Source organism: Dellaglioa sp. CoH-55-MRSF-9 (assembly GCF_056782155.1).
Window position 1 is genome coordinate 156,531 of record NZ_JBXAYG010000003.1, and the last position, 13,993, is coordinate 170,523.

Sequence of the window (13,993 nt, forward strand, 5' to 3'; positions counted from 1 at the left end):
TTAATAACCGGCTGTTGTTGACTTAATTAACTCAGGTGTTCTATTAAATAACATGTAGGCGTAACCGTTAATGATTTGCATCCCTTCAGTTTCTCGTGAAGAATTGATACGGGTATACGAAACATCATTTGTTGTTAAGGCACTGTTATGATTATTATCAACTGTTAATTTCGAAGCGTTAACAGCGACAAAAGCGTCATCTGTTACGAGGTAAACTTTATTTGTTTTTGAACTATAAGCAATTGATTGTGGAGAGTCACCCACCCGGTTGGCTAATTGTCCAACGACTTTTACGGTGACTTTATTGTCGGCATCTATAGATCCCTTCCAAATTCGAATATACTTACCGGCTGAACCAGATCCGCTACCAATCATTGTGTATGAATAGAAGTTATTGTTATCTGCAAAAGTTAAATTATTACTTTGCATAAAATTACCATAACCATCGTTCCATTGCATATTAGTATAGTTATCAGGTGCTAGCGTTGACGAATTGATATGTTGAATAGTTACTGTGTCGGATTCAGTAAGTGATTTTGAGCTTGTATCACGATACATGTAGAGACCTTTATTTGAACCATTTGTTTTATAATCTAAAGATTGACCATGGCCTATTATGAATTCAGGACCGACTTTAATGATAGATTCATATTTTTTGTATGCATTATATTTAGAAACATAGAAATTATATTTACCTTTATAAGTTGAAGCAGGGTAGTTTGCTTTGTAGTAGCTAAGAGATTGCGATTGACGGAGGTAGTAAAAAGCCTGCCATAATTCTCCAAATCCCTTACTATTATTTAGATTTAATGCGTTCATCTTATCAGTATCAAAACGGACAATCTTACCAGTTCCTTTTTTCGAATCAGTTGAGATTGATGCATAAAGGTAGTGACCATTGATAACAAATCCTTGTATATTACCCCAATCACCACTTGATTTATATGAAGCAGTTAAGAAATAATTTGTTTTAAATTGTTTTGAACCAGTTGCATTATAAGTACTACCTGATTTTGTTGTTGCATCAACTGAAGAATAATTAGGCTTTTTTTGATAGAAATTAGTAGCCGCAGTATTTGCTAATTTATTGCCTGTATCTAGGCTACCATCATGCATATCAACAAGAACATCTGTAGCAGGTGTCCAGGCTGCTAAATAGCCACTATAAATCCAACCGAGATCGTTTTTCCCAGTTTTAACATATGAAAATTTAGCGCCATCTTGTGTTCGTGTTTCTGTTTTGGTGATATATAAATCAGTATCGAAGTAATTTTTTGAATAATGTGTTGTTTTATTTCCATAAATAGTGTTTAGTGGTGCGTTATGAATGTTAGAGATGTCAGACGTGATACGATATTTAGTTTTTGATGAAGAAGTTTTGATATCTTTAACGGTTTCGTAATTCGTTAATGCTTTAGTATTCACATAACCATACAAAGTTCCGTCACTATATGTTAGTTTTGAGTAGCTTACATTTGATGCCGTTGTAATTTTTTTGGAAATGTAGAAAGTGGTTGAGTGATAACTAGTACCATAGTGCATAAATGTAGAAGCACCGTGTAATGCTCTTGGATAACTGTAAACATTATAAGCATTTGTTTTAATTCTAACAGGTGTATGGTTACTATCTGATTTATCTGTTTTGGGAGATGCATAAACGGTTGTGGCTTTGGTATTTATATAGCCATACGCTTTTCCAGCACCATTAACTAGCCAAGAATATGATTTTCCATCTGATAATTTAATCGTTTTTGTGATGTAAAAAGTTGTTGAATGATAACTTGAACCATAGTGCATGAACTTTGATTTTGAATTTAAAGTTCGAGGGTAAGCATAAACATTATAAGCTTTCGTTTTAATTCTAACAGGCGCATGTGCAATGTATTTTGAAGATGATAGTTTAACTTTTGCTGAGACAGAGCTAGATGTACTGTGACTGGCTATCCCTAAGCCAAGTGCTGTAAACAGTAATGTGATCCCAATGAATTTACTGATTTTCATAATTTAGAACTCCCCTATAAAATATATTTTGTGCCTTCTAATTATACATGAATATGACTGATAGGCCAATTCATTATTTGAATGGAACGGGGTTATTAATACTGATCAAAAAGTTATGGAACAGTTAAATACCATGGAATGTAATATAAAAAAAATATATTATTATAAATAGGAATGATATAATTATTAGATATTTGGACAAAAGAATTGTTAAGGAGAATACAATTAATAATGACAAAAAATAATGGATTACTCTCAGTTGTTATTTTGGGATACAATGTTGAAGAGTTCATTGAAGAAAGTATTGAATCAGTTCTTAACCAAAGTTATGAACAATTAGAAATTATTTTAGTTGATGATGGATCAGTTGATGGGACTGCCGAAATTATGGATCGGTATGTATCACTTTTTGACAATATTAAAGCAATTCACAAAGAAAATGCTGGACCTAGTGCTGCTAGAAATGCAGGAATTGAAGCCGCTACCGGAGAATATATTGCCTTCGTAGATGGGGATGATTTATTACCAGTTGACGCATACAGTCTTTTGATGGGGTCGGTAAAGATGACTGATTCAGACTTGGCAACTGGTGCAGTTAAACGATTTAATTCTAAACGTAGTTCACGTTCTTACATTCATAAATTTGCTATTAAAGATACTGTTTATGAAACATCAATTGCAGAACACCCAGAATTAGTTTATGACACAACTTCATGGAATAAAGTTTATCGATTAAATTTGTTTATCGACAATAATTTGCGCTACCCTGTGGGAATGTTATATGAAGATATTCCTGTGATGATGGCAGCTCATTTATTGGCTAACCATATTGATATTATTACTGATATTGTATACGAATGGCGTTGGCGTGAAGGTGATAGCAAATCTATCACTCAAAGTCGAGGTAATGATATTCAACATTATAAAGACCGATTGGAAATGCTAGAGTTAACGCGTTCATACATGAAAAAATATGGGGCAACTCAAAATGTTATGGATGCATTTGATCTGAAATTATTAACAACTGATATTCCGCTATCAATGCAAGATATTCGAGAATCGGAAGAAGATTACATATTAGAATTTCAAAAAATTACAGTCCTACTTATTAGAACGATTAATCCAGAATTATTTAAGCAATTATCAATTAAAAATCAAATTCAATATGCTGCTGTGTTACAGGGGAATATTAAAGACTTAAAAAAATATAGTTATCGTCGTAGAAATATTGGAAAAATTGTTGAAAAAAATAATCGCTATCAATATGAAGATCCGGCTATCTCTTTAGATGTTGCTAAAGCGGTTGATGTGGGACAATCACAAAAATTCGAACAACGAATCTTAAATGTTTTTTCTGATGAAATGACAAGTGAGATAGTTATTAAGGGTTGGTTGCAACTCAATCAATTGAAAGTTACAAAAAAATTAGACGAAAAATTTACGGTTAATTTGATTAACATTATAAATGGGAAAGAAATGCCAATTACGTTTGAACGAGAAACCGTCAAGCGTCGTCGTCATTTATTTAAGCACCGTAACTATCGTTATTTTAGAATGTCATTTGATCAACAAGAGGCATACAAAATATTAGGAAACGGCATTTGGAAAATACAAGTTAATTATCAAGTTAAAAATATTAATGTGACGGAATTTTTAGCTAATCCTAAGCGTAAATTTATAAGTAATATTTTTTCTGGTAATGATTATCAAATTAAAACTGATTTTAGTTTTGACTGGGCATTAGCTTTTAATGCGATGACTTTGACAGCAAATGAAATAAAGACGGAAAAAAATGTTCAAGCTAATCTAATTCAAGATATTAGTGTGAATGATAGTAAATTAGTGGTCTCTACATGGTTAAATAATCCTGAAAGTACGAAGTTAATTGTTACTGAAAATAGTGATGATGAAATTGCGCCTCAAATTAGTGGACAAAAAATAAATGTTAGTGAACATCAAGTGAAATTTGAATTCTCAATAACTGAAGTAGCCGAGTTAAGTTCTGTAACACAAAAAAGACTCCAGTTAATTGATGAAAAAGAATTGAAATTAAGCTATGAGTTTGAACATGTTGATAAACCGCAAGAATATGAAATAGCACAATATAGTTTACTCGTTCAAAAGAATATGAAGGAAATGATTGGACTAAATATCGCACCACATTTTTCAAAACTAATGGATGTCCAGTGGTTAGATAATAGTCGGCTACGATTAATCGCTGAAAATACATTGTTTCAAAGTTCAGCAGAAAAAATTGTTTTACGTGTAATCGATCAAGAGGAACAATATAAATATCAATTTAATGACGTTACTGTCGATGATAACGGTCAAATAATCGTTAATTTGAATTTAATTAATGAACAACAAGACAGTTTCATTAAGGCAGCAAAATATAATCTTTATCTTGATTTTTATAGTGCTGACCAAGTTGTTCGTTCGCAAATTACAACTGAACCAGAACGTGTAGAAACGCTAGAAAGTCGTACAAATCATTTAGCAAGAACATCATTATACGAAACAAAAAACAATTTTTTGGTTTTAAACCAAAAATTATCGTGGGATAAGCAGGACGCAACCAAACGAAAACGGGCAATTAACTTCTCACTATATTACCCGCTACAACGTTTATTACCTTTAAAGAAGAAAACGATTGTCTTTGATAGTTATTGGGGCGCTTATTTCAATGGTAATGAAAAAGCCATTTATGATTATGTCCAAGAAAACATGCCAGATTATGAATGTGTCTGGTTATTCAAGGATCCGAATACAACAATAACCGGCAATGGTAAACGAGTTCGCTACTTCAGTAAAAAGTATTGGTATTACATGGCGCGAGCTAAGTATTTTATTGAAAATACTAACCTCCCTAACCAATATGCAAAACGAAAAGGACAAGTTGAAGTTCAATCGTTACATGGAACCTTCATGAAAACGATGGGATTTGATGAACCTTATTTCAAAGATGGTTCAAAAGGACGTCAGAATAATTTCATGAAACGAATTAAGCGTTGGGATTATCTTGTTTCACCTTCGCCATATATGGATGAAACAGCTAGTCACGCATTTAATTTTGAAAAAGAGGTTGTTCACTCTGGCTTCCCAAGAAATGATGTACTTTATAAAAAGAATAATGAAACTGATATCCTTAAAATTAAAGAATCTATTGGCATGCCATTGGATAAAAAGGTCGTATTATATGCACCAACCTACCGAAATAAAGACGGATTTGATTTTGAGTTAGATATTAAACAAATGCAAGCTAAATTGAGTGACGAATATGTGTTATTGGTAAGGCTACATTATTTCGTTGCCAATAAAATTGATCTAACTGAATTTGAAGGATTTACTTTTGATGTGTCTAATTATCCAACAGTTGAAGATTTATATTTAATTGCGGATACGTTAATTACTGATTATAGTTCAGTAATGTTTGATTACGCACATCTTAAACGACCAATGATTTTCTTTGCATATGATTTAAAAGATTATACAGAAGATACACGAGGTGTTTATCTCGATTATAATGGTACGGTTCCAGGACCAATTGTGGATACAACGGCAAAAATAATTGACGAATTAAGCGATTTTAATCATCTACAGACAACCTACGCGCAACAATTGATTGAATTTTATGATAAATTTTGTACGTATGGTCGTCAAGGGGATGCTTCAAAGCAAGTTTTTGAAGCAATGATTAGCGATCACTTATTACCACAAGAACCAAGCGTTCAAGTAATTAGAAATAAAATTAAAAAGATCGTTAAGTTTAATAAATGGTATCCAAAAGCATTTGGTATTATCGGTAAAATGTCAAAGAAAGATATTATTATATTTGAAAGTTTCTTTGGTCGTAAATATAGTGATAATCCAAAAGCTATCTATGAATACATGAAAGACCGTTACCCTAAATATAAGATGTACTGGAATGTGAACCAGGATTATGTTGCTTATTTTAAAGAAAATCATATTCCCTATGTGACACGATTCTCATTTAAAGGTATTTTCAAACAAGCTCGAGCAAAATATTGGTTTACGAATGTTCGTCGACCATTATGGTGGGTTAAACCTGAAGGTACAACAATTGTTCAGACATGGCATGGTACGCCATTAAAAACGATTGGTGTTGACGTAAATACAGGGTCAATGCCTGGCGTTGATGCTGCTAAATATCATAGCCAAGTTACAAAAGATTCTGATCGTTGGGATTATTCTGTTACGCCAAATGAATATTCGTCAGATATTTTCAGACGTGCATTCCGTTTGAACCGTAACCAAATGATTAATTCTGGCTATCCTAGAAATGATATTTTAACGAATTATACACAGACAGATATCAATCGTATTAAAGCAAGTTTAGAAATTAATCCAAACAAAAAAGTTATTCTATATGCACCTACTTGGAGAGATAATGAATACGTTAAAGCTGATTATTTCACGGCTAAGTTACATCTTGATTTAGATAAGATGAAAGCAGAACTTGGCGATGATATTATCGTTCTTGTTAGAACGCATTATTTAATTGCTAACTCATTAGATTTAACTGATTATGAAGGCTTTGCGCTGAACGTTGCTGATTATGAAGATATTAATGATTTATATCTTATTAGTGATCTGTTGATTACAGATTATTCATCTGTTTTCTTTGATTTTGCAGCGTTAAAACGTCCTATTATTTTCTTTGCATATGATTTAGATGAGTATGCAAATGATATTCGTGGTTTTTACTTTGACTACGAAAAAGAAGTACCAGGACCAATCGTTAAGGATACAGATGCTGTCATTACTGAGATTAAACGAGCATTTGCAACGGATGAACGCCATCACAATTATGATCAATTTGTAGCGACTTATAATGCTTGGGATGATGGACATGCAACTGAACGGTTAGTTGATTTTGTCATGAATGGACGCGTTTATGAAGCTCAAGAAACAGTAGTTGAAGAAACGACCGTCCATGTTCAAGATGGTGCTGAAGTTTGGTCAAAGGTTTATGGATCTAAAAATTATAAATTTGTAAAAAATATTGATGCCAGAGTTACAAATGAAGGTATCGTGAATAAAACGGGTTATTTAATTGATCCTATTCAAAAAAATAAAGTCGGTTCGACATTACTGTTTATCACGATGAGTGATGGGACAACCGGTTGGATTGATAAAAGTGAAGTAATCAATTAAGCAGTTTAAAGACGCCATTTGGCGTCTTTTTTTTGAATTAATTTATCGTTCAATAATGAGGATAAGTGAAACGCTATAATTGTTAGACAGGTTACGGTATAATGAAATTACTATACATAAATTAAAGGAGAACCATATCGATGCTTGATAGATTAAAAAAGTCTAAATTGATGTTTTGGTCACTTGAATTATTAATCGTTGCCTCGTTAATTTGGATGTGTACAAAAATAAGTTTTATTTTTAGTCCAATAGGAACGTTTATTTCCACATTATTTATTCCGATTATTATATCTGGGTTTTTATTTTATTTATTTAATCCGGTCGTTAAATTTTTAATGAAAATAAAAATCAAAAAATTCAAATTTTCTCGAACGTTGTCAGTTGCCATTCTATTTGTATTCCTAGCAATTCTTTTAGTTGCCTTAATAGGGTACCTGATTCCGAGAGTAGTCAGTCAGCTAAGTCAATTGGTGGTTAACCTACCAGATTATGCAAATGCAGTTAGTGAGTCGTCAAAAGATACGTTTAATCATTTAAATAAATATGCTTGGTTTAAAGAAATTGATTTTACTAGCTATTTAAACCAGTTTGAAAATTCTATTGGGACCTACTTCAAATCAATTGCAACCAATTTGACGAACTCGATAGGATCAATGATTGGGGTTGTAACGAGTGTGACAGTTGTTGCACTGACAGTACCTGTGATGTTGTTCTATATGTTAAAAGATGGTCAAAAACTAGTCCCAACGCTTAAAAAACTTGTTCCAGAAAAACATGGGGATGAGCTCGTTGAGTTACTTGACCGCATGGGTGATACAATTTCAGCGTACATTGGTGGACAAGCTATTGAATGTATTTTCGTTGGGGTATTTACCGCTATTGGTTATTCAATTATTGGTATGCCGTATATTTTGTTACTAGGAGTTGTGGCTGGCCTTGCTAATATTATTCCTTATATTGGACCCTATATTGGTATTTTCCCAGCACTGATTATTGCGGTAACACAGTCTACTCAAATGGTTATTTTTGTCGTGATTGTTGTGTTAATTGTCCAACAAATTGATGGTAATTTTGTCTATCCTAATGTTATAGGCAAATCATTAAATATACATCCATTGACGATTATTGTATTATTACTAGTAGCTGGTAACATTGCTGGGCTTCTAGGAATGATTTTAGGAATTCCCTTATATGCTGTTGTAAAAGTTGTTATTAAATACTTTTACGATATTAGACAATTGCAGGAAAAATAAGACAGTCATAACAGTTTATGATAAAATAAATTATTATTGATAACGACGGAGGAGCAAAAACATGAAAAAAATAATTACTTATGGAACATTCGATTTATTACACAAGGGTCATGTACGTATTTTACAACGCGCTAAAGCAATGGGCGACCATTTAACAGTTTGTATTTCAACAGATGAATTTAACGCAATTAAAGGGAAAAAGGCTTACACATCATATGAAGATCGTAAGTTCATTTTAGAAGCAATTAAGTACGTAGATGAAGTGATTCCAGAAACTGAATGGGACCAAAAAATTAGTGACGTCGTCGATAATCAGATTGATACATTTGTGATGGGTGATGATTGGGCAGGTAAGTTTGACTTTTTAAGCGATTACTGTGAAGTTATTTACTTACCAAGAACAGATGGTATTTCAACAACAAAAATTAAAAAAGATTTAGGGATGAACTTGTAAAATATTTTATTATTTTATCTTTTGTAGTAAGGAGAACAAAATAATGAATGAAATTAAAAAAATAGTCCAAAAAGTGGTTAAGCGGATTGGTCGCCAAATTTTAATAACGTTAAATGATTTTACAATTAAATTTTCAATTAAAAAACACCAAGTTGTCTTTGAAAGCTTTAATGGGCGCGATGTTAACGATAACCCGATGGCCATTTACAAGCAGACTAGACGAGATCTTGGTGAAGAAAATGCGAAGCTTTTATATTTTAGCGTTAAACCAAGCATGTACACTAAATTAAAAGAACAATATCCGGAAATTAATTTAATTAAACGCTTTGGATTTTCTTGGACTATCAAAATGGCGAGGGCTGAATTTTGGGTCTTTAATTCAAGATTACCTATTTGGTGGAAAAAGAATCCGAAGACTACATATATACAAACATGGCACGGGACACCGTTGAAACATTTAGGAATGGATATTGAAAATGTTTCAATGCCAGGTACAACGACAGCGTTATACCATGCTAATTTTAAAGTGGAAACAGCACGTTGGGATTATTTAATAGCGCCTAATCATTATTCAAAGCAAATTTTTGAAAGTGCATTTGCTTTTAAAAATAAATCCTTGGATATTGGATACCCAAGGAATGACATTTTATATGCGGATAATAATGAAAAAGATATTAGAGCTTTAAAGAAAACGTATCTTGGTAATGAAGATGCTAAAGTGGTTCTTTATGCGCCAACATGGCGTGATGATAGCTTTTATACTCAGGGTGTTTATAAATTCGAAATGGCTTTTTCATTCGAATCATTCTTTCAACATGTATCAGACGATACTATTTTAATTATGCGGCCTCATTATTTAGTTAAGAATAGTATTAATATCGAAGGATTTGAAGATCGTGTTAAAATAATGGCAGATGAAAATATTACTGAATTATATTTAATGAGTGATATGATGATTACGGATTATTCGTCAGTGATGTTTGATTTTGCTAATTTGAATCGACCAATGATGTTTTATTGTTATGATTTAGAACATTATCGGGATGAACTACGCGGCTTTTATATCAACTTTGAGATGGAAGCGCCAGGACCAATCGTAGAAAAAGAACCAGATTTCTATAAACAATTGGATGTCTATACGCAAAATGGTGATTATCCTGGTTACGAAAAACAATTTAAAGATTTTCAAAATAAATTTATTGAATGGGATAATGGAAAAGCTTCTCAAAAAGTTTCTGACATTATCTTAGGTAAGTAAGCATATTCTCCTTTTGGGAGGATATGCTTTTTATTTTTTAAAATATAAATACTGATAACATCGGATAAGATGTTAATTTTTAGTGATTAATGGTAGAATTGTATAAGCGTAAGTGTATACATGTTATTATTGAGAATTAAAATAACTGAATGATTAATGGTGATAAAATGGAAGATTATAAAATTCGATTAGAGTATGTTACAAAAGGTATAACAAGTAAAAAAAATCGAAAAATTGATAAAGATTCGAAAGATATTTATTGGGCTTTAAGGGGCATCTCGTTTGATATTTATCGTGGTGAATTTTTTGGTATTATTGGCATGGGTGGCTCAGGGAAAGCAACGTTATCTGACATTCTAGCCGGTAAAGCCAAACAAACAACGGGTTTTCTAACGATGGCCGGTCACACGACGATTGTATCATATGAGACACAATTAAAACGCGATAAAACGGCTGTGCAAAATATTCAAGAAGCAATTACTGATTCTAAGATTGATTACAAAAATAGTGATCAAACTTTGAATAATGTTTTAAATTTTGCTGACTTAGGGGTATTAAAAGAAAGTAAAATTGAAGATTACTCTCCCGATATGCGTGCGCGAGTTGAGTTAGCAATGGCCTTCTTCATTGAACCTGATATTATTATTTTAGATGGTATTCTATCAGCATTAGATGATATTTTTTATCAAAAAACGGTTGATAAAATTAAAAGCCTACAAACAGAGGGCAAAACTTTTGTACTTGCTAGTCAAGATTTACAACAAATGGAGTTCTTAACAGACAGAATTGCCTGGATTCAAAACGGTCAACTGATGGATATCGGTGAGTCTGAAAAAGTCGTTATGAGTTATTTAGATTTTGTTGCTTGGTACGATAGTTTGACTGATGAGAAACGAAGTGAGTACGATAAACAACGTGATTCAGAACGTAAATCATTTAGTGTAGAGACCTTATATACACAATATAAAAAAACGCATTTTGATCCTGATATGCCTCGATCAATTGAGTTGCGTCGTAGAGATGCCTTTTATAACGGACAAGCATTTGACGATACAAAATATTTTTTAAAAAAGAAAAATGGTAAAAAGCACGGTAAACTAGCTTTGATGGTTATTGGTATTTTGATTTTAGCAGTGATAGGAACAGTTTCTGCCAAGTATGTTCAAATGAACAATGACAAGCAAGAATCGAGTTCAATCGCCCAACGTCAGAAGTCTGTAAGTGAATCAAAAAAAATAGCAATTTCAAGCTCAATTAGTAGAGCTGATGTCTCTAAAAAAGTGGTGGCATCTTCTAAATCTAAATCAGCTAAAGCTGCTTCAAGCAAGTCAGCCAAACGGTCTGCTGAAAAAAAGCGGCAGAATGAGTCGCTTGCTAAAGCTAAGGCAGAAAGTGAATCCGTTCTAGCTAGAGAGTCATCTGAAAGGGTGGCTAGTTCTGAGTCAGCAGCAAAAGAAAGTAGTGAAAAGAAGGAAAGTAGTGAAAAGAAAGAAAGTATCAGTAAAATTAGTACGAAGATGTTTGAGGTAGGTAGTGGGGATAGTTTATCAAGTATCGCGACTGCCAATGATACAACCAGTGATCAATTGATGGACATCAATGAATTATCATCAAATCTTTTGCATGTAGGACAAAAAATAAAAGTACCTAAATAAATGTGAGTTAACTCGGAGGAAGTTATGAAATTAAGAACGAAAGTAATTATTGGTATAGTTGCAGTTGTGTGTATCGGTGGTGGGACGATATTAGCTAGTACGAAGGCTGGTCATGACGTCGTTGAGTGGGTTGCTACTCGTGGGTCATCTGACCAACAAAAAAAGGAGTACGCTGAACAACAAAAATTAGCTGAATCGAAATATGGTAAGAGTAAGTCTAGTGAAAAATCAAAACCAAAATCAAAAAAGAAGAAAACTGAAAAGAAAAAATCTGTGTCTAAAAAAAGTAAATCAACGTCGTCTTCGTCGTCAAGTTCTAATATTGATACGGATACGATAACTGTTGTTTATGGTGATTCATTGTCATCTATTGCGTTAAGCCATGATATGACAGTGAAGGAACTAATTGCATTAAATGACATGGAAAATACAACATTAAGACCTGGGCAAACGCTTAAGGTCGTTGCTGGAAGTGGAAAAAGTATAGATACTACATCTTCAGATACAACAGGCACAGATAATACAAGTTCTGATAATACTACTTCAGACAACACAACAAGTTCATACTCTAATGACGATACAACTTCAGATAGTACAAGTACAGCAAGTTCATACTCTAATGCTGATACAAGCTCAGATAGTACAACAAGTTCAGATACTTCTAGTACCGATAACACAACAAGATCATATTCTAGTTCAACATCAGATACAACTAGTTCAACGAGCTCAACTAGTGATGAGACAACTAGCAATTAGCAATCGGATTTCTGCATGTTAATAGGTGTATAATATCCGTAGGTTAAAAAATAAAGACAAATGAATTGGAGCGGATGAGTAAATGAGTTCAGACCCTGGTCACGAACTGCTGTTGCAGCTGTTATTATTAGTCATTTTGACATTAGTGAATGCCTATTTTTCAGCTGCAGAATTAGCAGTAGTTTCAGTAAATCGTAATAAAATTGAGGCAGAGGCGAAAGCTGGAGATAAAGGTGCAATAAGAATTCTTGGTATATTAAATAATTCGACATCATTTTTATCAACTATCCAGATTAGTATTACTTTTGCCGGGTTCTTGTCTTCAGCTTTTGCAGCAACATCTTTGGCTAAATATGTTGAACCATTGTTTGGGAGTGCTGTGTGGGCACATGATGTTGCAGTAGTTATCGTTACGTTGATTTTATCTTATTTTTCATTAGTTTTAGGAGAATTATATCCTAAACAATTGGCACTACAGATGCCAGACAAAATTGCCAGAGCAACGACTGGGCCTATTCAACTTATTGCGATTGTTTTCAAACCATTTAACTGGTTGTTATCAATTTCAATCCGTGCATTAGAAAAAATAACACCAATTAAGTTTAATAAAAATAATATTGAGGTTATTAGTCGACAAGAAATTGTTCATATGATTCAAACTGGTGAAGAGCGTGGTGCTATTGATTCAGATGAATATGAAATGATGGAAGGCGTTATTTCGTTACATACGAAATTCGCTCGTGAAGTTATGGTCGCTAGAACTGATGCTTTTATGATTGATTTACAAAACGATAATGATCGTAATATTGATGCTATTTTAAATCAACCTTATTCTCGTGTACCCGTTTATAGTGATGATAAAGATAACGTCGTTGGCGTTGTTCATATCAAAAATTTGCTTAAAGCTGCTAGAGCAAAAGGGTTCGATAGAATTAGTTTACGTCAAATTATGCAAGAGCCCATGTTTATTCCAGAAACGATGGCTGTTGATGATTTGTTATTCGAAATGAAGAAAACACACACTCAATTAGCTATTTTATTGGATGAATATGGCGGTGTTGTTGGACTTGCCACAATTGAAGATTTAATTGAAGAGATTGTTGGCGATATCGACGATGAGTCAGATAGCCCTGATGATACATTGAGAAAAATTAATGCACATGAATATATCGTACAAGGTCGAATGACACTTGACGATTTTAATGATGAATTTAATTGTGATATCAACGTTAAAGACGTAGACACAATTGCGGGATTCGTCTTAACTGAATTAGGTCGAATTCCCGGTAATAATGAACAACTACAGATTACACTTCACAATGGTATACTTCTCGAAACGGAAAAAATGGACGGTTCTCGATTAGTGGAATTGAAAGTTATGATTCCCGAAACACGGTTAAAAGATACTTTAAAGAGTAAAGAATAAAATATGGGATGATAA

The 13,993-nt window shown here is 33.0% G+C and carries 8 protein-coding genes; 7 read left to right on the forward strand and 1 reads right to left on the reverse strand.

Annotation, left to right across the window (positions count from 1 at the left end):
* A complete protein-coding gene (locus AC1RPV_RS04515; protein ID WP_481761512.1) occupies positions 1–2,001 on the reverse strand; it encodes a hypothetical protein in 2,001 nt (666 codons plus the stop codon).
* A 231-nt stretch (positions 2,002–2,232) separates the two neighbouring features.
* Between AC1RPV_RS04515 and AC1RPV_RS04520 the strand changes: the two genes are divergently transcribed.
* The 7 genes from AC1RPV_RS04520 (at position 2,233) to AC1RPV_RS04550 (ending at position 13,978) form a co-directional block, all read left to right on the forward strand.
* A complete protein-coding gene (locus AC1RPV_RS04520) occupies positions 2,233–7,176 on the forward strand; it encodes a CDP-glycerol glycerophosphotransferase family protein (protein ID WP_481761511.1) in 4,944 nt (1,647 codons plus the stop codon).
* 140 nt (positions 7,177–7,316) lie between these two features.
* Positions 7,317–8,429, forward strand: coding sequence for an AI-2E family transporter (locus tag AC1RPV_RS04525; RefSeq protein WP_481761510.1), 1,113 nt, complete (start codon positions 7,317–7,319; stop codon positions 8,427–8,429).
* Positions 8,430–8,490: 61 nt separating this feature from the next.
* Complete coding sequence (gene tagD, locus AC1RPV_RS04530; RefSeq protein ID WP_481761509.1) at positions 8,491–8,883, forward strand: glycerol-3-phosphate cytidylyltransferase; 393 nt, start codon at positions 8,491–8,493, stop codon at positions 8,881–8,883.
* 52 nt (positions 8,884–8,935) lie between these two features.
* Complete coding sequence (locus AC1RPV_RS04535; protein WP_481761627.1) at positions 8,936–10,141, forward strand: CDP-glycerol glycerophosphotransferase family protein; 1,206 nt, start codon at positions 8,936–8,938, stop codon at positions 10,139–10,141.
* Positions 10,142–10,308: 167 nt separating this feature from the next.
* Positions 10,309–11,796: an ATP-binding cassette domain-containing protein gene (locus tag AC1RPV_RS04540; RefSeq protein WP_481762410.1), complete on the forward strand. Its 1,488-nt coding sequence runs from the start codon at positions 10,309–10,311 to the stop codon at positions 11,794–11,796.
* 24 nt (positions 11,797–11,820) lie between these two features.
* Positions 11,821–12,552 (forward strand): LysM peptidoglycan-binding domain-containing protein, encoded by a 732-nt coding sequence (locus AC1RPV_RS04545; RefSeq protein WP_481761507.1) that lies wholly within the window; start codon positions 11,821–11,823, stop codon positions 12,550–12,552.
* 82 nt (positions 12,553–12,634) lie between these two features.
* Entirely contained in the window at positions 12,635–13,978 is a 1,344-nt protein-coding gene (locus AC1RPV_RS04550) for a hemolysin family protein (protein WP_481761506.1), read from the forward strand.
* Positions 13,979–13,993: the final 15 nt, after the last annotated feature.

Excerpts from the sequence above, each read along its gene's own strand:
- AC1RPV_RS04515 (WP_481761512.1), bottom strand. The coding sequence starts at position 2,001 with ATGAAAATCAGTAAATTCATTGGGATCACATTACTGTTTACAGCACTT.
- AC1RPV_RS04520 (WP_481761511.1), top strand. The coding sequence starts at position 2,233 with ATGACAAAAAATAATGGATTACTCTCAGTTGTTATTTTGGGATACAAT.
- AC1RPV_RS04525 (WP_481761510.1), top strand. The coding sequence starts at position 7,317 with ATGCTTGATAGATTAAAAAAGTCTAAATTGATGTTTTGGTCACTTGAA.
- tagD (WP_481761509.1), top strand. The coding sequence starts at position 8,491 with ATGAAAAAAATAATTACTTATGGAACATTCGATTTATTACACAAGGGT.
- AC1RPV_RS04540 (WP_481762410.1), top strand. The coding sequence starts at position 10,309 with ATGGAAGATTATAAAATTCGATTAGAGTATGTTACAAAAGGTATAACA.
- AC1RPV_RS04545 (WP_481761507.1), top strand. The coding sequence starts at position 11,821 with ATGAAATTAAGAACGAAAGTAATTATTGGTATAGTTGCAGTTGTGTGT.
- AC1RPV_RS04550 (WP_481761506.1), top strand. The coding sequence starts at position 12,635 with ATGAGTTCAGACCCTGGTCACGAACTGCTGTTGCAGCTGTTATTATTA.